Origin of the sequence: Archangium primigenium (genome assembly GCF_016904885.1) — a bacterium.
Lineage (GTDB): Bacteria > Myxococcota > Myxococcia > Myxococcales > Myxococcaceae > Cystobacter > Cystobacter primigenius.
The window spans coordinates 2889063-2908501 of the sequence record NZ_JADWYI010000001.1; the positions used below are offsets into that span (position 1 = coordinate 2889063).

Below are 19439 nucleotides of genomic sequence, written 5' to 3' on the forward strand. Positions count from 1 at the left end.
CAGTTCACCTCCCTGGGGGGTAATGGAGGGCTTTCCAGTCCAAGTTGTACTGTCCTTTTCGTCGCTACCCCTGGCGGCACGAAAGGACGGATTGAACCCATGAAGAACGACATGAAGCAGGCCAAGCTCCGCCTCAACAAGGAGACGGTGCGCAACCTGTCCGACGAGAGCCTGGGTCACGTCGCGGGCGGCAATGGAGATTCGGCGGGCGTCATCTGCGTCTTCTCCATCCTGCTCATCTGTGGTGACTCCATCGTCTGCTCGGTGCTCGCCGGCTCCTGCAACAACGACAACGGCGGGTGAGGCTTCCGCCCCCGTTCCCGTCACGCCTCCGCTCTCATCCACGCCACGGTCCGGCTCCGTCTGGGATTGTCCCAGGGAGACCGGACCGTGGTGCTTTTAGGCTTTGTCTGTCTGTCTGGAATGGCGATGGGCAGTGCACAATCGGCCACCCCGGGGGGTGATGGAGGGCACGCCAGTGAGAGTTGTACTGTCTTTTTCGCCGCCACTCCTGACGGCCAATCCAAGGACACTCCCCCCATGAAGACCGACAAGGCGCAGAAGAAGCTCAGCCTCAACAAGGAGACCCTGCGCAACCTGTCCGACGAGAGCCTGGATCAGGTGGCCGGCGGTAACGGTGACTCCGCGGGCGTCATCTGCCTCTTCTCCATCCTCATCATCTGTGGTGACTCCATCGTCTGCTCGGTGCTCGCCGGCTCCTGCAACAACGAGAACGGCGGGTAGTCCAGACGGTCATGACAGGGCCTGGAGGGCATCGCCCCGGGAGGTGATGTCCTCGGGCCACGACAAGACCCACGCTTCGCGTTTTTCGCGCCGCCGTGTCCACACCCCCTCCGGGCCCGAGCCCCGAGTGGATGGACACCGCGGCGCTTGTCGTTCCGGATCTCCGCACAATGACTTTCATGTCGGGAAGACACCGCACGGGATACGTCAGGACAACACAGTCCACGGCCCTCGGGTGCGATGGATGGGGTGGATGGCCGTCCGTACTGTCTGTTTCGCCGCCACTCCCGACGGCCCGTAAGAACGGATGACGCCCATGAAGACCGACAAGGCCCAGAAGAAGCTCAGCCTCAACAAGGAGACCCTGCGCAACCTGTCCGACGAGAGTCTGGATCAGGTGGCCGGCGGCAATGGTGACTCGGCGGGTGTCATCTGCGTCTTCTCCGTGCTGCTCATCTGCGGCGACTCCATCATCTGCTCGGTGCTCGCCGGCTCCTGCAACAACGAGAACGGCAGCTAGTCCCCATCCCCGAGAACGTCTGTCCTTGAATTCGTCCCGGACACCGGCGGCCGTCTGGCTTCCGGTGTTCAGGCCCGTGTGGCCCAGTCCCGGCCCACCTGGCGCAGCGCCTCCGCGGGAGGCCGTCCTGCGGGCCCCCGGGTGGAGACCTCGAGCACCTCGTCGAACGGAGCGTCCCCGGTCCTCGCGTCGGGAGCCACCTGTCCGGCGAACAGCACCGTGCGCTTGCCCAGGGTGCGTGCCTCCCGGGCCAGGGCGCCGGGCCCCTTGCCCAGGGCGGTCTGCCGATCGAAGCGCCCCTCTCCGGTGAGCACGGCCTCCACGGCGGCGATCCGCTCCCGCAGCCGCAGGGTGCGCGCCACCAGCTCATAGCCCGACACGATCCGCCCGTGGGTGAGCGCCCGCAGGCCGTAGCCGAAGCCGCCCGCCGCGCCCGTGCCCTCCTCCTGGGCGAGCCTGGGGTCGAGGCAGTCGGCCAGGTGCGTCAAGGCCGCCTCCAACTCCTCCACGGCCGCCGCGTCCGCGCCCTTCTGGGGACCGAAGAGTCGGGCGGCGCCCTCGGGGCCGAGCAGGGGCGCGGTGACATCCGACGCCACCCACCACTCCACGTGCTCCAGCGCCGGGTGCCGGGCGCTCGCGTCCACCCGGGCGAGCCGCTGGAGCGCGGCGCCGCCGGGGGGCAGGGGGTGGCCGCGCGCATCCAGGAAGCGCCAGCCGAGCGCCGAGAGCGCGCCCGTCCCCCCGTCCGTGGTGGCGCTGCCGCCCAGGCCGAGGATGAGCCGACGACACCCGCGTTCCAGGGCGTCGCGGAGGAGCTCGCCGGTGCCGTGGGTGGAGGTGCGCCGGGCATCCCGGGCCTCCGGGGCGAGCAGGGACAGCCCCGAGGCGGCCGCCATCTCGATGACCGCCGTGTGTCCCCCGTCCAACAGCCCGTAGGTGGCGGAGACGGGCGCGCCGAGCGGCCCCGTGACGGTGCGCACCACCCGCTCGCCGCCCACCCCCGCGAGCAGCGCGTCCACCGTGCCCGGACCGCCATCCGCGAGCGGCGCCACGTCCAGCTCCACGCCGGGCGCGCCCTCCCGCAGGCCCTCGGCGAGCGCCTGGGCCGCCTGGGTGGCGGTGAGGGTGCCCTTGAACTCCTGGGGGGCCACGAGCCAGCGCGCCATGCCGCCTCCTACTCGCGGGGGAGGGCCTCCGCATGCCAGTCCAACAACGGGCGGGGGGCCTTCAACGCGGGGCGCAGGCGCTCGGACAGGCGCTCGAGGCGCACGAGCAGGGCGTTCACCGTCTCCGCGGGCTGGCGGGCGGGGCCCTGGATGCGCTCGCAGAAGAAGGTCCGGCAGCCGAAGGGCCGGTCCGCGTACACCGAGCAGCGGCGGCCCGTGGCGTCCAGGTAGGGACAGGCCCCATCCGCGCGCGCGGGGGGCAGGGGGTGACGGCGGGCGAGCAGCAGCCACTCGGGCCACCACAGCCAGGGCTGGCGCCGGGTGACGGCGAGCTGGCAGCACTCGCCGCTGGCCGGGCAGGAGTAGGGGGCGTAGGCCGCGTCCGCGTGCTGGTAGACGGTGCGCAGCTCCTTGAGGACCCGCTCCTCGGCATGGGTGCCGCCCGGGCGCGCCGCCTCGTCCTCGTCTTCCCAGTCCGCGCCGCGCATCCCTAGAGCACCCGCAGCACGAAGCACTTGAGGTAGCGCGTCTCGCGCAGGTTGAGCAGCACGGGGTGATCCTTGCCCGCGCCCCGCTTCTCGATGATCTGCACGCGCCGCTTGGCGTCCGTGGCCGCCGACACGAGCATGTCCTCGAAGCCCTGCTCGTCGATGTGGTACGTGCAGCTCGCGGTGATGAGGAAGCCGCCCGGCCGCAACAGCTGGATGGCGCGCAGGTTGAGCTCCTTGTAGCCGCGCAGCGCCCCGGGGATGGCGTCCTTGTTCTTGGCGAACGAGGGCGGGTCCAACACGATGGTGTCGAAGCGGTGGCCCTCGTCCAGCGTGTCGCGCAGGTAGTCGAAGGCGTTGGCCACCACCACGTCCACGTTGGAGAGCTTGTTGGCCGCCGCGTTGGCGCGCAGCTGGCCCGCGGCCTGCTCGGAGATCTCCACGGCGGTGACCTTCTGGGCCCGCGTGGCGAGCTGCAGCGCGAAGCCGCCCACGTACGAGAAGCAGTCCAGCGCCTCGCCGAAGGCGTACTGCGCGGCCATGACGTGGTTCTCGCGCTGGTCCAGGAACGCGCCCGTCTTCTGGCCCTCCATCAGGTCCGCGCGCACGCGCACGAGCCCCTCGTCGTACGGCACCGGGCCGGACAGCTCGCCGTACAGCACGCCCTTCTCCTGGGGCAGCCCCTCCAGCGCGCGCACGCCCACGTCCGAGCGGTTGACGATGGCGCGCGGTTTGAACAGCTCCACCAGCAGCTCCACGATGAGCTGCTTGCGCTGCTCGGTGCCGGGGGTGAGGAACTGTACGCTCAGGCAGTCGCCGTAGCGGTCCACCACGAGTCCCGGCAAGAGGTCCGCCTCGCCGTGCACCAGCCGGTAGGTGGTCTCCCCGGGCAGGGCGCGCTGGCGCATGGCGTTGGCCTGGGCCAGGCGCTGGCGGAAGAAGTCCGTGTCCACCGGCACGTCGTCGTAGGACAGCCAGCGCAGGGAAATCTTCGACTGCTTCGAGTAGAAGGCCTTGCCGAGGAACCAGCCCCGGTTGTCCACCACGCGCACCACCTCGCCGCCCTCGAGCGCCGGGTCGCCGTTGAGGTCGGCGCGGTAGATCCACGGATGGCCGCCCTGCCAGCGCTCGACGCCGCGGCGCACGATGGACACCTGGGGCAGACCGTCCGGGGCGAGGTCCGGCGAGGTCCGGTCCGGCGCGGGCTTCTCCGGACGGTGCGAGGGACGCTTGAAGCCACCAGCGGGGGGGCCGGAACGGCGTTCGGGACGGGAACCAGGGGCAGGAGGCTTGGACATAGCGTGGGGCGCGTATACTCCAACCGGCGTGAGATACGACCTGCTCCTTCAATCCTTGGTCCCCGGAACCCCCTTCGACAATGCCCGGGTGGAAGAACTCCTGATTGCCCGGGGGGCGAAGGCCCTGCCGAGCGGTGGGCTGCTCTGGCGGCTCAACCATGGCGAGGTGGAAGTCCACCCCCTGCGCGAGGGCGGGCAGTGGATCGCGACCGAGATCCGCGTGCCCCTGGTGGACCGGACCGAGCTCGTGCGGGAGGTGCTCGTCGAGGGCGCGGCGCTGTCGGAGCAGGCCCAGGTGCGCTTCTTCGATCCCCAGCTCGGCCGGGAGCTGACCCGGCGAGAGGACGAGGCCGTGGCCGACCAGTACAAGCGCACGGTGCGCTACGCGAGCGACACGCTCGGCATGGTGGACGCCATGCCGCTGCCCACCCCTCAGGAGAAGCAGGGCTTCGAGCCGACGACGCGCTTCTTCGTGGGCGTCATCGCCTTCTTCGTCGTGCTCTACCTGCTGGTCAACTGGATGGGCTCCCAGCTCGAGGGCGGGTGACCCGGGCCCCCGCCGGGCTCAGTGGTAGGGCAGGGGCTGGTTCTCGCGCACGAGCAGCTTGAGCGTGTCCTGGCAGAAGCCCTTGAGGCGCTTGCAGTCCAGCGCGCGCGGCTCCTCCAGGCGCAGCGTGTCGTCGAACAGGAGCACGTCCTCGGCGTCGTGCAGCCGCAGGTGCACGCGCTCCTCGTCGCTCCAGGAGACGTGGGCCTTGAGCAACAGGCGTTTGCCCTGACTCTCGAACGCCACGGGGATGCGCTCGGCCGGGGACAGGGTGTACACGCCGGTGACGGCGGGGTGTTGCAGCAGCAATTGAACCGGGCGCTGGTGCTCCTCGGCGGCCTTGAGCATCAGGGTGTCCTGGCCGGTGATGCGCAGGGCCATGAAGTCCAGGGTGGGCGGGTGCTCCTGGGCGAAGGGCCGCAGCTCGAGCTGCTTGGCGCTGCCCGTCACCCGCGCGATGGCGCCCTGGGACGTGCGCACCGTGCCCGTGCAGCGCTCCGGCTGGGTGCAGTCGACGGTGAGTCGCCAGTCGGCGCCGGCATCGGGACAGCCCGCGGGCACCTTCAACTGGCCATGAGCCCGGGGGGTGAGCACCAGACTCTCGGTCTTTCGCTCCCGGCAGACGTAGTCCACCTCCACGGAGAGGGCCACCACCGGGACGAGCGGCTCGGTGGGCGCCTTCACGGGGGCCGGGGTCTTGTCCGCGGCGAGCAACAGGACGAGCACGGAAAGGGCGGAGTGCATGGCCGTGGATCTACCATGGGCCAGGCGTTCCGCCCTGTTCGTGGCGCGCCGACGGAGGGACTACTTGTCGGTGGCGTCCTCGATCTTGTCGCCGGCGCTCTCCATCGCGTCCTTGGTGTTGTCCTTGGCCTCGTCGGCGGCGTCCTCGATCTTGTCGCCGGCGCGCTCGGCCTTGTCGGCGGCGTTCTCACGGGTGTTGCGGTGGCAGCCCGTGGCGCCAGCCAGCAGGGAACCCAGCGTCACGGCCAGAAGTGCCTTCTTCATGGTGTTGTCTCCTTGCGAGAGTGCTCCCGGCGGGAACGCCGGGGTGCGACGGCGGCGCAATCTAGGGATGCGCCGGGCGCTTGCACGGAGAAGTTGCTGGAGCGTGAAGGAGGCGACACATGCCGTCCGGACGGACTCAGCGCTTCGTGCGCGAGCCGGTGGCGGTCGCGGCGCGGGTCGGTGGGGTCTTCTTCGCCCGGGCGGCGGCCTTGCGTCCCCGCTCTCCGGCGAGCTTGCGGCGCGCGAGCACGGCGCCCGCGTCGGTGGGTTGGGCGACGTCCTGCTCGCTCTGGGTGGAGATGTCCAGGGTGCCCGCGACGACACCCGATGCCTGCTCCGTGACCTTCGTCATGTACGACCTCCGTCCGGGTAAGGTAGGGACGATGCCGCGCGCGTGAAGCGCTCGCCCGGAGTGTTCAGGGGTGGACGCGCGGCGAGGAGGTGGCCTGCGTGGTGGCGGTCGAGTCGATGGGAGCCGCGGCGCGGTGGCGGTACGCGCTCAAGCCGGCGAGCTGGCCCAAGGTGTTCGTTCCCGCGGTGTTCGGGCAGGCGGTGGGCGCGCTCGTCGCGGGCCGACTGTCGGGCCCCGCGCTGCTGTGGGGCGTGCTGTGGACCGCCGCGGACATCGCCTTCATCGTGTGGCTCAATGACTGGGGCGACCGCGAGGTGGATGCCCTCAAGCGCCGCATGTTCCCCCGGGGCTGCTCGCCCAAGACGATCCCCGACGGCCTCTTGTCCGCGCGCGCGGTGCTCGGGGCGGGGCTGGGGGCGGGAGGGCTCGCGCTGGGGCTCGCGGCGGTGGGCGGCGCGGGGCTGGGGCGCCCGGCGTTGCTGCCGCTCGCGGCGCTGAGCCTGGGGATCTTCGTGGCCTACACCCTGCCGCCCCTGCGGCTCAACTACCGGGGCGGAGGCGAGCTGCTGGAGATGGTGGGCGTGGGCGGGGTGCTGCCCGCGCTGCACGTCTACGCGCAGTGTGGGGAGGGCGCGCCCGCGTTCTTCCTGCGGTGGCTGCCCGGGCTGTTGGCCCTGTCCCTGGCGAGCGCGCTCGCCAGTGGCCTGTCGGACGAGGAGAGCGATCGCGCCGGGGGCAAGCGCACCTTCACCACGGCGTGGGGCAACACGCGGGCGCGGCGGGTGACGGAGGGCCTGGTGGGGCTGGGCGCGCTGCTGTGGCTGGTGGCGGGCGGCGTGCTGGCCGTGCCGGTGGTGCTGTTCTTCGGCGGGCGCATGATGCGCCGGAGCGCGGGCGCGGTGACGAACGCGTTCGCCGAGCAGGGGGCGTACAAGCAGGAGCTGCACCGGGCCATCTGGTGGGGCACGGCGGCGCTGGCGGCGTCCCTGGTGCTCACGGGCGGGAGGACGCCATGGTGAATCCCCACCTCCAGGACGCGCTCGAGGAGCTGGAGGGGCTGGGGCCCCGCCTGGGCGAGCGGGCCTCGTTGGACCCCTCGCGGGCGTGCGCGCCGCTGCCGGTGGAGCTGGCGGCGCGGGTGCTCGCCGGCAACACGCACGAGGCGCGGGGACGGGCCTTCCTCCGGGGCCTGCGGGACGTGGTGCTCGTGCTGAGCGAGGACTTCCCGGACAACATCTTCTGGGACCTGGACTACCTGGCGAGCCAGCTGTGGCGGGCGGGCGGGCCCCGGGAGATCGAGGACTTCACGCACCGGGTGGTGGGCCTGTTCCGGGGCTTCGGCAACAAGTCCGAGCTGCGCTTCCGCTATGCCCATGACTTCCTGTTCGGCTTCGACTGGGCGCGCTGGGTGGCGCGCGAGCCCCGGGAGCGCGCGGACATCGGGCCCTTCGATCCGCCCTTCTTCGACTACCTGGAGTCGCGGCGGGAGGAGCTGCTCGGGCTCATCGCGGAGAACGACGCCAAGTACCATCCGCTGGAGGGCGAGGCGTTCCGCAACCCCTTCGTCTTCATGCGCGAGCCCCACGAGGAGGCGCTGCTGCACCAGACGCTCGCGCGGGAGGACTTCATCCCGGTGAAGGCCTGGCGCCTGGATGGGGAGCGCCGCTGGGAGCTGCCCTTCTCGGACCTGCGGACCGAGGCGGCCCGGAGGCTGGGCCTGCTGCGCGAGGCGAGCCCGTGAGGGCATGGCTCCAGGCGTCCCGGCTGCCCTCCCAGGCCTACCTCGCGCTGCCGCTATTGCTCGGCCAGGTCGTGGCGGCGCGGGAGCGCGGGGGGGGACTGGCCTGGGGCACGCTCGTGGCGGTGCAGCTCTTCGGCGTGTTCGACCAGCTCTACATCGTCTACGCCAACGACTGGGCGGACCAGGAGACGGACCGCCGCAACCGCACGGCCACGCTCTTCTCGGGAGGCTCGCGGGTGCTCGTCGAGGGGCGGCTGTCGTCCCGGGCGCTCGCGGTGGCCGCGGGGGTGTGCGCGGTGGGCGCGCTGGGCGTGTCCCTGGGCCTGGCGGTAGGGCTGCACCAGCCGGGGCTCGTGCTCCTGGCGCTCCTGGCCCTGCTGCTCCTGTGGGCCTACAGCTATCCGCCCCTGAAGCTGTCCTATCGCGGGGGCGGCGAGCTGTTGCAGATGCTGGGCGTGGCCGGGGTCCTGCCCGTGTACGGCTACCTGGCGCAGGGCGGCCCGCTCGCGGCGTTCCCCTGGGCGCTCACCGCGCTGCTGCTGCCCACGCATCTGGCGTGCGCCATCGCCACCGCGCTGCCCGACGAGCCCTCGGACCGGGAGAGCGGCAAGCACACCGTGCCCGTGCGCCTGGGCGGCGAGCGGGCCGCATGGCTCATCCTCGGGCTCAACGGCCTCACGTGGCTGCTGGCCCCGGGGGCCCTGAGCGCGTTGGGCCCGCGGATGAGTCTGGGCTGGCTCGTGCCGGTGGTGGCGGCGCTCACGGTGGTGGCCGTGCGGCCCGCGCCTCCGGGCTCGCGCCGCATCCTCGTGCGGGTGCTGGCCGCCGTGCTCGCCACGCTGGCCACGGTGGCCGAGGTGCTGCGCGTGCTCGTGTTCGCGTGAGCTGGCCCGCGCTGCGTTAGGCTCCCCGTCGCATGTCGGTCTTCCTCGTCCTTCCCGATGGCCGCCGCCTTCCGCTGACGAAGCCCGTGGTGTCCGTGGGCTCGGATTCCGCCTGCGACGTCGTCCTCGAGGCGCCCGGGGTGAAGGCCAGTCACGCGCTGCTCTTTCGCGACGCGCGCGGCTGGTCCGTCTCTCCCGCGAGCAAGGGCTGTGAGGTGCGCGTGCGGGGCAAGCGCGTGGAGCTCGCCCCGCTCCGCCCGGGAGACGCCTTCTCCGTGGGCGCGATTCTCCTCTCCCTCGATGCCTCCGAGCAGGAGCCAGCGCCCGGCGAGGCCCCGTCCCCGGGCACCTCCCGCGGGCGGCTCGTCTCGGTCCTCGCGGGCTTCGCGTCCCGACTGCTCGTGCAACGCCCCGCCGTGGAGCTGCTGGAGACGGCCATGCGTGGGCTCGCGGAGGTGACGGGCGCGGACGTGGGCTTCCTCGTGTCGGTGGACGGCACGCGGCGCCAGGTGCTGTGCGCCACCGGGCCCGTGCCTCAGGCGGCGGTGGTGGACAGTCTGGTGGAGCGGGTGGTGGCCTCGGGCGCCCCCGTGCTGGTCACGGACGTGGCCTCGGACGCGGTGCTGGCCGGCGCGCCGAGTGTCGTGGCCCTGCGCCTCGCCTCCGCGCTGGTCGTGCCCCTGCGCGCGGAGCCCGCGCCGCTCGCGGTCGTGTACCTGGGACGGCGCGTGGGCCGTGCGCCCTTCTCCGCCGTGGAGCTGGAGGAGGCCCTGGCCCTCTCGTCGTTGGCGGCGATGCTGCTGGCCACCTCGCGAGAGCTGACGGAATTGCGCGCCCAGGTGGACAACCTCACGCAGCGCATCGAGGCCGCCACCTTCGAGGGCCTCATCGGCGAATCGCCGCCCATGCGCGCGCTCTACCGGCAGGTGGAGCGACTGGGGCCCACCTCGCTCAACGTGCTGCTCCAGGGCGAGACGGGCACGGGCAAGGAGGGCGTCGCGCGGGCGCTGCACCGGCGCAGTGGACGGCGCGGGCGGCTGGTGGCCATCAACTGCGCGGCCCTGCCCGAGTCCCTCATCGAGCGGGAGCTGTTCGGCCACGCGCGCGGGGCCTTCTCGGGCGCGGGCGCGGACCGGCCGGGGCTGGTGGAGGCGGCGGACGGGGGCACGCTCTTCCTCGACGAGATCGGGGACATGCCCTTCGCCCTCCAGTCGCGGCTGCTGCGGGTGGTGCAGGAGCGCGAGGTGACGCGGCTGGGAGAAAACCACCCGCGCAAGGTGGACATGCGCGTCGTCTCGGCCACGCACCAGCGGCTCGAGACCTTGGTGGAGCGGGGCGCCTTCCGGGCGGACCTCCTCTTCCGGCTGGAGGAGGTCCGCGTCGACGTGCCGCCCTTGCGCGAGCGGGGCGACGACGTGCTGCTCATCGCCCACCAGGTGCTGACCCAGGAGGGCCGACGCGCTCGGGGCCTTACCCAGAAGGCCACCGAGGCGCTGCGGGGCCACCCCTTCCCCGGCAACGTGCGGGAGCTGGTCTCGCGGGTGCGGCGCGCGGCGATCCTCGCCTCGGGGGAGCTGCTCGGACCGGAGGACCTGGAGCTGGGCGGAGACGATGCGCCCCTCGTTCCGCTGGACGAGGCCCGCGACGCCTTCGTCCACCGCTACGTGCGCGAGGCCATCACCCGCAGTGGCGGGAGCAAGAAGGACGCGGCCCAGGCGTTGGGGATCGGCCTGCGCTCCCTGTTCCGCTACCTGGGCGAAGGGGACTGACACGCATGTCCCCTGGGGAGCCCCTCGCGCGTGCCAGTCCTGGCACGTTCCTCCCGCGGCCATGAGCCCTCCCGGGACGCCCCGGCGCGCAACCCCGCGAAATGGTGGGCTTTCGTCGCTCCGAGGCCCCCTGGCACTCCCCTTGCCCTAGGCGTGCCCAGCTGCGCCGGCAGGGGCCGATGCGCAGGACGCATGAGGGCAAAACACATGAAGCGGATGATGATGGCGTTCCTCCTGGTGCTGACGGTGGGCTGTGGCAACAGCTCGGGCGGCGGAGACACCGACGGCAACAACGGCGGGGGCGGGGGAGGTGGCGGTGGTGGCACCACGCTGCCGCAGGGCCTGTGCAACGCCACCAACCGGTGTCCCGATGGCCAGTTCTGCTTCAACGGCATCTGCGCCCCGGGCTGCACCTCCAACAAGGACTGCGGTGACAGCATGTACTGCGACACCGAGGACATCGGGCCGCCGTACTACTGCAAGAACAAGACGGTGCCCACGTGCACCTCGGACAGCCAGTGCGCCGCGTCGCAGGTGTGCCTCAAGAACTTCTGCAGCCTCAAGCCTCCCGAGGCCAAGCCCGCGTGCGAGCCGGATCGGTCGGGCTCCGCGGAGGATGGCTGCAACACGTACGCCATCTGCGTCGACCCGAACGAGCAGAACGGCACGACGCAGGACGCCTACTGCGCCTCGTTCCCGCCGTGCCCGCAGAGCGGCGTGTGCCCGACGGGCATGTTCGGCGCCGTCTGCAACGACGGCTACCTCACCGGCAAGGGCCGCTTCTGCATGGAGGGCCTGTGCAAGGACAACTCGAACTGCCCCTCCAGCTGGAGCTGCGTGAAGCCCTACACCAACGCGGTCCTCGGCTTCTGCAGCTCCGGCGCTCCGGGCATGCCCTGCACGAGCAACGACCAGTGCGCCAGCAACAGCTGCGCGTCCTTCCCGGGCATGAGCGGCGTGTGCATGTAGCGCGCTCCTCGTTTCACTCCGCTTGAACCCGTGACCCGCGCGCGGAAGGACAGCGTCCCCCCCCCGGCTGTCCTTCCGCGCCTGCTCACATAGAGTCCTCCTGTCCCCATGCGCCGACTCCTCTTCCTCGCCTCCGCACTCCTGGCCCTGGTGGTCGCCGGGTGCCCGCTCGTCATCCAGGTCCGCTGCGACGCGTCCTTCCTGTGCGACGACGGCGCGGCGTGCGTGGCGGGCGCGTGTGTCCCGGTGGAGTTCGCGCGGGTGGGGGCGGCCTGCACCTCCGACGCCGCGTGTGGCGCCGGGCTCACCTGTGGAACCGGCTTCCCGGGGGGCTACTGCCTCGCGCCGTGCGGCGCGGAAGTCACCTGCGCCTCGGGCTCGGTGTGTGTGGGGGAGCTGGGCCGGTGCATGCGGGCCTGTGGCGAGGCGTGTGACCGCCCGGGCTATGCGTGCGCACCCGTGCCGCGACCCGGGAGCGGTACCTGGGCCTGTGCCCCTTCCTCCAGCAGTGGAGGGGACGGGGGGACGGACGGTCCGTCGCCCTCGGAGGACGCGGGCTGCGCGGGACAGGTGCCCCTGTACGAGCGCTGTGCCCGGGCCTGCGACTGCGCCACCCCCGGGGCGGACTGTGACGACGGCGCCTGTGCCCTCGCGTGTACCCGGGACGCGGAGTGTCCGGACGGCTCGCGCTGCGGCAAGTCGTGGCACCAGTGCGAGAAAGGGCCGCGGCTCGGTGAGGCGTGCCGCGAGGGCTTCGACTGCCAGCGCGACGCGAGCTGCAATGCCCAGCGCCGTTGCAAGCTGAGCTGCCTCTCGGACTCGGGCTGCCCGCTCGACTACCGTTGTGCCCCGGACTCGGTGTGCGTGAACGAGTGCACCGGCACGCCGCCGGAGACGGTGGGCCTCACGTGTGAATCCTCGTTGGACTGTGGCCGCTGCGGCTTCTGTGTGGCCTCCGGCGGCGTGAAGCGGTGCCACCAGCCCTGCCTGCTCGACCGGGACTGCCCCGGCGGCGCGGCGGGAGCGTGCGAGCAGGTGGGCTCGACGTCGCTCCGCGCCTGCCGCCTGCCCTGAGGCGGAGGTTGCTCCCGGGAGTCCGGGCCCTACAATACGCCCGCGATGACGGGTGAACCGCTGGCCGGCCGCTACCAGTTGGAGCGGGAGTTGGGACACGGAGGCATGGCCACGGTCTTCCTGGCCACGGACCTCCACCTGTCGCGCCAGGTCGCGGTGAAGGTGATGCACCCGGGCGGGGACGGACGCCGCGCCGAGCGCTTCCGCCAGGAGGCCGCGCTGGTGGCCTCGCTCAAGCACCCCAACGTGCTGGAGATCCACGACTTCGGCCAGGACGCGGCGCGCGGTCCCTTCCTCGTGTGCGAGTGGGTCCAGGGCGAGGACCTGCGCGCGCTGGCGCGGCGGCTCGCGCCCGTGCCCCCCGAGGTGGCGGCGGTGCTCGGCTGGGAGCTGGCCCGGGCGCTCGGGGCGGCGCATGCGCGGGGCGTGGTGCACCGGGACGTGAAGCCGGAGAACGTCCTGGTGGCGCGGGGCGGGCCACTGAAGCTGGCGGACTTCGGCATCGCCGCGCTCGCCGACCAGGAGCGGCTGACGAGCACCGGCGCCATCACCGGCTCGCTGGCGTACATGGCGCCCGAGCGCATCGACACCGGCGCCTTCTCGCCGGCCTCGGACGTGTACGCGGTGGGCGTCCTCCTCTTCGAGCTGTGTGCTGGCACCACCCCCCATGGCGGCAAGGGCGCCGCGTACCTGGCCGCCTCGGTGATGACGAAGGACGCGCCGCTCCTGGCCTCGGTGGTGCCCGGCACGCCCGAGCCGTTGAATGCGCTGGTGGCGCGCTGTCTCGCGCGGGACCCTCGCGATCGGCCCGCGAGTGGGGAGGAGCTGGCCCGGCTGCTGGAGGACGCGGTGGGCCGGATGTCTGGTCCTCCCGCCGAGGAGGTCCGGGCCTTCTTCCAGGACCCGGAGGCGTACGCGGCGCGCTGGCGCGAGGCCCGGTTTCAACGGCTGCTGAGCGAGGGGGGCGCGCTGCTGGCGCGGGGGGAGGGGGCCCGGGCCGCGAAGCTCCTCAACGAGGCCCTGGTGCTCCGGCCGGAGTCGCCCGAGGTGATGTCGCTCCTGCGCGAGCGGCCGAAGGCCCGACGCCCGACGGCGCTCGGCGTGGGGGCGGCGGTGGCCGGCCTCGTCGCGGTCGTCGGCATGGTGGGGTGGGGCGCATCCGTGTGGCTCACTCCGCAGCGGTCGCTCCAGGCGCCGGAGGCGCGAGTCCTCGCGGCGCCGGTTCCCACCCGGGCTCAGGAGCCTCGGGAACCGAGCGAAGAACCCCGACCCGCCTCTCCGGAAGTCCTTCCCAGGGAAACGGCCAGCGCCGCACCGGAGGCCGTGGCACCCGTGCGCATGGCCGCGCCCACGCGGACGGGGGGCGCGAAGGGCGCGCGTGCGCCGACCGCTTCCACCACGGACGCACCCTTGTCCGCGGAACCCGTGAAGCCCGCGACCCTGCGGGTGGCGACACGCCCGTGGGCCGAGGTGTTCGTGGACGACCAGAGCCGGGGCTACACGCCCCGGGTGCGTGAGGTGAACCTGTCTCCGGGCACGCACCGGCTGCGTTTCGTCAACCCGTTGTGTGACACCTGGGAGGAGGTCATCCAGGTGGCCGCCGGGGAGAGCGTGTCGCGTGAGGTGAAGCTCCAGGTGCGCAAGGCCGAGCTGGCCATCGTCGCGCCCGTGGGAGCCCGCGTCTTCGTCGATGGAGTGGAGGAGGGGGTGGCGCCGCTGCCCGGTCCCGTGAATGTCGAGCACGGCGCGCACGTCGTCTCGGCCCGGGCGCCTGGCGGGGCCCTCCTTCAACGCGAGGTGGACGTCGTGGCTGGCCAGCGCATCGAGGTGGTGGTGGAGGCGGCGCCGTGACGGGCCTCGTCCTGGCCCTGGTCCTATCCCTCGCGTCTCCGCTGGAGCCCGCGCGCGCGGCGTACCAATCCGGCGAGCTGGCGCGGGCCCGTGCCGAACTGGAGGCGCTGCTCTACCCCCTGCAACTGCACGAGGCGCCACTGGAGGCCGAGGCCCATCTGCTGCTGGCCGCCACCTACCACGCGCAGGAGGACCCGACCCGCGCCGAGAACGAAGCGGTGCTGGGGCTGGGCGCCCGTCCCGACACGAAGCTGGATCCGCTGCTGTATCCGCCGGACTTCATCGCCTTCGTGGCGCGCGTGCGCACGGTTCACCGCGAGCGCATCGCCGCGCTGAACGCCCCTCGCCGCGCGCCCGTCCTCACGCCCTCCCTTGCCGCCACCTCCGAGCCCGCTCCGGCGGACCTGGCACTGCGGGGCACCGTCGGCCCCTCGCGAGGCTGGTACCTGGTGCCCTTTGGCGTGGGCCACTTCCAGCACGGCCAACGCACCCGGGGCACGGTGCTGGCGGTGACCCAGGGCGCGAGTCTGGCCGTGTCCGCGGCCTCGTTGGGCACGGCGCTGGCGCTGCGGGGCCCCGATGGGCGCTACAGCGCGGGGGACGCGGGCGTGGCCCGAGGGCTCAACGTCTCCTATCTCGTGGGGGCCTACGCCTTCGCCGCTCTCTACGCTTACGGGGTCCTCGACGGCCTCGTCCTTACCCCTCGTGCCCCTGCGCCCTGAATGCGTGGAGCCTTGCCCTCGCGGAGCGGCTTGCCGCTGCGGGCCAGGTCGTGGCGAGCGATGGACCTGTACTCCATTTGCTCTGGTGGGTCTGCCGGAGCCGCCGACGATGGCTGCCCTCGTCGTGAGAGGGGGACGTCCTCCTCACAGCGGCTCAGTCCTGACTTGTTCAGCAGCCTGCTCGCTCGCTCCAATGAATAGCCTGACCGGGTTCGCGGCGCGTGTCGGTTGCTACCGGGTCCTCAGTCGCTCCGTCAAAAGAGAGAGCCCACACACGACCAGATGACAAACACCTGGAAGGCTCGCGGCCGCGGTCGATGAGAACGCATTCCGAAAGAAGGCGGAACCAAGGGCAACCAGGAGCATCCATGCCCCCCAGGCGCCCAGAAACACCGGTAGCTTTTCAGGGGGACGGGAGGCCAACGCTCGAACTCCCAGAAGGGCCGTGTTCCCCGCGATTGCCCCCACCGCGAACAATCCTCCGGTCAGTACCCGGTCCGTAGGTTGAGTGTCGGGGACGGGACCCGGACTCTGTGCTCAAGCGAGTGCGGGGGTCAGCGCGCGCCGGTAGTGCATGGCGACCGCTCCGCAGCCGAGCGGCTTCGCCGAGACCAGCTCGAGCCGTCGTGTGCTTGGCAGCCCGCTCTGGTACAGGGTCGGGCCGTGGCCGGCGAGCCTGGGGTGGACGAGGAACTTGTACTCGTCGATCAGATCCAGTCGGTCCAGCTCGGTCGCGAGCTTGCCGCTCCCGAGGAGCACGCCGGACGGGGTCGCATCCTTGAGCTTCTGCACGGCCGTGCGGAGGTCGCCGACGAGGTGGTGGTTATGGGTCCACGGGAAGTCCTTTCGCGTCGACGACACCACGTACTTGGGCTTGTCCTCCAGCTTGAGCGCCCACTCGCGCATCGCTGGCGGCGCCGACTCATTGCCCCGGGCGACCGCCGGCCAATAGCTCTCCATCATCTCGTAGGTGACGCGGCCCCACAGCATCGCCCCGCTCTCGTCCATGAGGCGGGTGAAGAAGGCGTGTGTCTCGTCGTCGGCGATTCCCTCCTGGTGGTCGACGCAGCCGTCCAGGGTGACGTTGATGCTGAAGGTCAAGAGTCCCATGCGGCCAGTCTAAGCCCACAGCGGGCTGACTGGGCTCTCCCGCATTTCGTGTGCTCGATACACCTGCGGCGATCACCGCTCGTCGGAGCGGCAGGCGTCCCAGCTCACGGTGCACATGAAGCGCGGGAGAGCCACGAAACTGGGGCAGGCTCAAGCCCACTTTGCTACCTGCTTCGCAGGTGGCGGGCCACCCATGCGTCACGTGTCGCAACTGCCGCCCGGGAGATCGCGGCGTCGGGAGCTACTGCGTAGAAGCCGTGGAAGCCTCCCGCCCAGACATGCAGTTCCGCCTGGACGCCAGCCGCCCAGAGCGCGCTGGCATAGGCGACGTCCTCGTCACGGAATACCTCGGCCGACCCGGCTTCAATGAAGGCGGGCGGGAGACCAGCGAGGTCGATGGCACGCGCCGGCGCCGCGTAAACCGAGACGTCGTCGGTGTTGCGGCGGTCGCCGAGCAGTGCTGTCCAGCCCATCCGGTTGCTGACCCGGTCCCAAGGCGGCATGCCCTCATATTGCTCCGTAGAGGCCGTGCGATCGCGGTCGTCGAGCATGGGGCCGATCAAGACCTGGCCCGTCAGGCGGGGACCGTTACGGTCGCGGGCGAGCAGCGCGGTCCCCGCGGCCACTCCGCCACCGGCACTGGCTCCGACGATCATGATCCGGCCGGGGTCTATGGCTAGTTCCGCCGCCTGCCCTGCCATCCAGACGAGAGCGGCGTAGCAGTCCTCGACGAGATACGGGGCCGGAAACTCCGGCGCCAGCCGATGCTCCACCGTGACCATCACCGCGTCGTGCTCGACGATCCAGGGCAGCAGGCTGTGCAGGCCAGTCATCCGGTTGCCGGCGACCATCCCGCCCGGGTGAACGTTCAGGATGCCAGCTGTGGTGCCGCTGTGGTCGGCACGGGCAAGCACCGAGACTTCGATCGGAGCGCCCTCGAAGCCCTCGATCGTATGGTCCTTTCGCACGAGGCCATGAGCGGCGATCGTCTCGTCGGTGACATCCATCGGGCTGTCCCCGCGCATCATCGGGATCATCGCCTCGGTCATGCCGGACGGCAGTTGCTGGGCGAGGGCGGTATGCGCCAGCTCCAACTCGGGGTCGATGGGCGGGCGCGAAACAGGTTTTGACATGGCGGCGCTCCATTAGCGCATTGCGATGTGGGGTACGGGTGCCCCGGGGAGTGGATTTCCCGCTCCGTCTGGCGACGGGCAGGTACCGACAATAGGACCGCTTGCGATTCCATCAAGGACGATTATATCGTTCGCTATATTATCGCTAAATATTATATGGTGCAATTCCTAGTGGCGTGAAATCGTTATACGGATGAACGAAGGAGGGTTTTCATGGTGGACACAAACAAGCTGGTGGCGGTCGTCACGGGCGCCAGCAGAGGGATCGGCAAGGGCGTCGCCCTGGAACTCGGGCAGCGCGGGGCGACTGTCTACGTCGTCGGGCGCACGACGGCGGGCATGAGCCAGGTGTCGGCGGGCGGCAGGCCCGTGCCCGGATCGATCGACAAGGCGGCGGCCGAGGTCACCGCCGCTGGCGGCCACGGCATCGCGGTCGCCTGCGACATGTCCAAGGACGACGACATCCAGGCGCTATTTGAGCGGGTGAAGGCAGAAAGCGGCCACCTGAACATCCTGGTCAACAACGCCGCCTCGCTCCACGAGGACATGGGCAAACGCCCCTTCTGGGAGGCGCCGATCAAGCTCGCCGACATCATCGACGTCGGGCTGCGCTGTCACCAGGTCGCGACCTACTACGCTGCGCCCCTCTTGGTCGCAGGCGGACGGGGCCTCGTCGTCAACATCTCTTTTTACAGCGACGCCAAGATCCACGATCCGGCCTACTACGCCGCAAAGGCCGGGCTCGACCAATTGGCCGCGTCCTGGTCCGAGGACTTCGTGCCCCGGAACGTCGCCGCGATCTCGCTCTGGCCCGGCTTCGTCAGGACCGAGCGCGGGGAGGAGATGCTCGGCGACAAAAAGGAGGTCTTCGAAGGGATGGGCATGGAAAGCCCGCGCTACGAAGGCCGGATCATCGGTGCTGTCTGGGACGATCCGGAGATGATGGCGCTGGCGGGCAAGACGGTGATCGGGGCAGAACTCGGCGAGCGATATGGCGTGACGGACCTTCCCGGCTTCCATCCGAAGTCGCTGCGCGAGTTCTATGGACCGCCCCATCCCCGATTCGACCTCGAATGACGGGAACGGGCGCGTGTAGTTCGTTGCAGAACCACTTGCACGCGCACAACGGGGCCAGCGCCAACGGACTCCGTAGGTGGCGGTCGACGAAGGAGGAGGTATGAAAACCAAGCAGGACGGTGTGGGCGCCCAGCTCTCGTTCGCCCTCTACGGGGCAGCGAACCGGGTCGTGCGCCTTCACAAGCCGTTCCTCGACCCGCTGGGGCTGACCTTTCCGCAGTATCTCGTGATCCTTGAGCTGCTCAGCGGCTCTCCGCGGAGCGTGGGCGAGCTGTGCGAGCGGCTGGGGATGGAGACGGGTACCATGACGCCGATTTTGAAGAGGCTGCAAATCGCCGGCATGATAACCCGTACCCGAGACGTGAACGACGAACGTCGCGTGCTGATCGACCTCACCGACGCGAGCCGTGCAATCGGGAACGAGGTCAGGGCCATCACCGGCAGAATCAGGGCCGCATGTCAGCTCACGGAGCAAGGTATCCAGGCTCTTCGTCGGACGTTGGATGCACTGGGGCACCCCGCCGCTGAATGAGACACCGAGCGACCTGGGCTTGATCCGCTGACGTGGATCAGTCCCACTCCGTGAGGAAGGACGCCCGCCACCCCGACGAGCAGAGAACGCCACAAGCGCGTCGTGCACACAAAATGCGGGAGAGCCAGGCGCGCGGGACAGCTCGTGCTCGGCTCGGATGGCCTCTGGAAATACGTGCGCTGGGAGCGGCTCGCCGAGGCCCTTCAGCACCCACCCCAGGAGGCGGCCCATCGCCTGGTGGAGTCGGTGCGCTACCCGTCGGGGGCCCTCCCAGACGATGTCTCCGTGGTCGTCTGCCGCGTGGGAGCGGGCGAGCCGCAGGGACCGCCGTGACCCTCGGGGCTCTGGGCCTGGCGCCGTGGAGCAGCCCGTTCACCAGCACGTCGAGCCCCAGCGGAAGCGCTGCAAGCCCTCTCCGGAGACGAGCTCGGCGCCGAGCTTCGCGAGGTGGGGA

General features: G+C 71.0%; 23 protein-coding genes. 15 read left to right on the top strand and 8 right to left on the bottom strand.

Annotated features, from left to right (window positions below; translation table 11 throughout):
* Nucleotides 1-99: 99 nt before the first annotated feature.
* The 3 genes from I3V78_RS12295 to I3V78_RS12305 all read left to right on the top strand — a co-directional run bounded on the left by I3V78_RS12295 (nucleotide 100) and on the right by I3V78_RS12305 (nucleotide 1264).
* A complete protein-coding gene (locus I3V78_RS12295; RefSeq protein ID WP_204487343.1) occupies nucleotides 100-303 on the top strand; it encodes a class I lanthipeptide in 204 nt (67 codons plus the stop codon).
* Nucleotides 304-540: 237 nt separating this feature from the next.
* Nucleotides 541-744, top strand: a complete 204-nt coding sequence (locus tag I3V78_RS12300; protein WP_204487345.1) for a class I lanthipeptide — start codon at nucleotides 541-543, stop codon at nucleotides 742-744.
* A 316-nt stretch (nucleotides 745-1060) separates the two neighbouring features.
* A complete protein-coding gene (locus I3V78_RS12305) occupies nucleotides 1061-1264 on the top strand; it encodes a class I lanthipeptide (protein WP_204487347.1) in 204 nt (67 codons plus the stop codon).
* Nucleotides 1265-1332: 68 nt separating this feature from the next.
* Here the strand turns inward: I3V78_RS12305 and I3V78_RS12310 are convergent, their stop codons facing one another.
* The 3 genes from I3V78_RS12310 to I3V78_RS12320 are packed head-to-tail and all read right to left on the bottom strand — an operon-like array spanning nucleotide 1333 to nucleotide 4216.
* Nucleotides 1333-2430 carry a glycerate kinase gene (locus I3V78_RS12310; RefSeq protein ID WP_204487349.1) on the bottom strand — a complete coding sequence of 366 codons (1098 nt, stop codon included), beginning with the start codon at nucleotides 2428-2430 and terminating at the stop codon, nucleotides 1333-1335.
* Nucleotides 2431-2438: 8 nt separating this feature from the next.
* Entirely contained in the window at nucleotides 2439-2918 is a 480-nt protein-coding gene (locus I3V78_RS12315; RefSeq protein WP_204487351.1) for a YkgJ family cysteine cluster protein, read from the bottom strand.
* A gap of 2 nt (nucleotides 2919-2920) precedes the next feature.
* On the bottom strand, nucleotides 2921-4216 hold the full coding sequence (locus I3V78_RS12320) for a class I SAM-dependent rRNA methyltransferase (protein WP_204487353.1): 1296 nt from the start codon (nucleotides 4214-4216) through the stop codon (nucleotides 2921-2923).
* Between the two features lie 88 nt (nucleotides 4217-4304).
* Between I3V78_RS12320 and I3V78_RS12325 the strand changes: the two genes are divergently transcribed.
* Nucleotides 4305-4763 (top strand): hypothetical protein, encoded by a 459-nt coding sequence (locus I3V78_RS12325; protein ID WP_338023545.1) that lies wholly within the window; start codon nucleotides 4305-4307, stop codon nucleotides 4761-4763.
* Nucleotides 4764-4781: 18 nt separating this feature from the next.
* On the opposite strand, the gene I3V78_RS12330 is transcribed toward I3V78_RS12325, so the two are convergent.
* The 3 genes from I3V78_RS12330 to I3V78_RS12340 all read right to left on the bottom strand — a co-directional run bounded on the left by I3V78_RS12330 (nucleotide 4782) and on the right by I3V78_RS12340 (nucleotide 6123).
* On the bottom strand, nucleotides 4782-5507 hold the full coding sequence (locus tag I3V78_RS12330; protein WP_204487355.1) for a hypothetical protein: 726 nt from the start codon (nucleotides 5505-5507) through the stop codon (nucleotides 4782-4784).
* A 60-nt stretch (nucleotides 5508-5567) separates the two neighbouring features.
* Entirely contained in the window at nucleotides 5568-5771 is a 204-nt protein-coding gene (locus tag I3V78_RS12335) for a YtxH domain-containing protein (protein ID WP_204487357.1), read from the bottom strand.
* 136 nt (nucleotides 5772-5907) lie between these two features.
* Nucleotides 5908-6123, bottom strand: coding sequence for a hypothetical protein (locus I3V78_RS12340; RefSeq protein ID WP_204487359.1), 216 nt, complete (start codon nucleotides 6121-6123; stop codon nucleotides 5908-5910).
* A 101-nt stretch (nucleotides 6124-6224) separates the two neighbouring features.
* On the opposite strand from I3V78_RS12340, the gene I3V78_RS12345 reads away from it, so the two are divergent.
* The 8 genes from I3V78_RS12345 to I3V78_RS12380 all read left to right on the top strand — a co-directional run bounded on the left by I3V78_RS12345 (nucleotide 6225) and on the right by I3V78_RS12380 (nucleotide 15133).
* Nucleotides 6225-7142, top strand: coding sequence for a prenyltransferase (locus I3V78_RS12345; RefSeq protein ID WP_338023546.1), 918 nt, complete (start codon nucleotides 6225-6227; stop codon nucleotides 7140-7142).
* Nucleotides 7136-7864, top strand: coding sequence for a ferrochelatase (locus tag I3V78_RS12350; RefSeq protein ID WP_204487361.1), 729 nt, complete (start codon nucleotides 7136-7138; stop codon nucleotides 7862-7864). Before I3V78_RS12345 ends, I3V78_RS12350 begins: the two co-directional genes overlap by 7 nt.
* On the top strand, nucleotides 7861-8748 hold the full coding sequence (locus I3V78_RS12355) for a UbiA family prenyltransferase (RefSeq protein WP_204487363.1): 888 nt from the start codon (nucleotides 7861-7863) through the stop codon (nucleotides 8746-8748). The genes I3V78_RS12350 and I3V78_RS12355 overlap by 4 nt, the downstream gene beginning before the upstream one ends.
* 32 nt (nucleotides 8749-8780) lie before the next feature.
* Nucleotides 8781-10517, top strand: a complete 1737-nt coding sequence (locus I3V78_RS12360; protein ID WP_204487366.1) for a sigma 54-interacting transcriptional regulator — start codon at nucleotides 8781-8783, stop codon at nucleotides 10515-10517.
* Nucleotides 10518-10724: 207 nt separating this feature from the next.
* Nucleotides 10725-11486: a Dickkopf N-terminal cysteine-rich domain-containing protein gene (locus I3V78_RS12365; protein ID WP_204487368.1), complete on the top strand. Its 762-nt coding sequence runs from the start codon at nucleotides 10725-10727 to the stop codon at nucleotides 11484-11486.
* Nucleotides 11487-11594: 108 nt separating this feature from the next.
* Nucleotides 11595-12560, top strand: a complete 966-nt coding sequence (locus I3V78_RS39180) for a hypothetical protein (protein ID WP_239576396.1) — start codon at nucleotides 11595-11597, stop codon at nucleotides 12558-12560.
* Between the two features lie 45 nt (nucleotides 12561-12605).
* On the top strand, nucleotides 12606-14411 hold the full coding sequence (locus tag I3V78_RS12375) for a serine/threonine-protein kinase (protein ID WP_204487370.1): 1806 nt from the start codon (nucleotides 12606-12608) through the stop codon (nucleotides 14409-14411).
* A complete protein-coding gene (locus I3V78_RS12380) occupies nucleotides 14408-15133 on the top strand; it encodes a hypothetical protein (RefSeq protein WP_204487372.1) in 726 nt (241 codons plus the stop codon). The genes I3V78_RS12375 and I3V78_RS12380 overlap by 4 nt, the downstream gene beginning before the upstream one ends.
* Nucleotides 15134-15670: 537 nt before the next feature.
* Here the strand turns inward: I3V78_RS12380 and I3V78_RS12385 are convergent.
* Both I3V78_RS12385 and I3V78_RS12390 read right to left on the bottom strand, forming a co-directional pair.
* Nucleotides 15671-16243 carry a dihydrofolate reductase family protein gene (locus I3V78_RS12385; protein ID WP_204487375.1) on the bottom strand — a complete coding sequence of 191 codons (573 nt, stop codon included), beginning with the start codon at nucleotides 16241-16243 and terminating at the stop codon, nucleotides 15671-15673.
* A gap of 164 nt (nucleotides 16244-16407) precedes the next feature.
* Nucleotides 16408-17376, bottom strand: coding sequence for an alpha/beta hydrolase fold domain-containing protein (locus I3V78_RS12390; RefSeq protein ID WP_204487377.1), 969 nt, complete (start codon nucleotides 17374-17376; stop codon nucleotides 16408-16410).
* Nucleotides 17377-17589: 213 nt separating this feature from the next.
* Between I3V78_RS12390 and I3V78_RS12395 the strand changes: the two genes are divergently transcribed.
* From I3V78_RS12395 to I3V78_RS12405, 3 genes are all read left to right on the top strand, one after another.
* A complete protein-coding gene (locus tag I3V78_RS12395) occupies nucleotides 17590-18453 on the top strand; it encodes an SDR family NAD(P)-dependent oxidoreductase (protein WP_204487379.1) in 864 nt (287 codons plus the stop codon).
* Between the two features lie 100 nt (nucleotides 18454-18553).
* The gene (locus I3V78_RS12400; protein WP_204487381.1) at nucleotides 18554-18985 is read left to right on the top strand and encodes a MarR family winged helix-turn-helix transcriptional regulator; all 432 of its coding nucleotides are present in this window, start codon (nucleotides 18554-18556) and stop codon (nucleotides 18983-18985) included.
* A gap of 144 nt (nucleotides 18986-19129) precedes the next feature.
* On the top strand, nucleotides 19130-19318 hold the full coding sequence (locus I3V78_RS12405) for a hypothetical protein (protein WP_204487383.1): 189 nt from the start codon (nucleotides 19130-19132) through the stop codon (nucleotides 19316-19318).
* Nucleotides 19319-19439 lie beyond the last annotated feature (121 nt).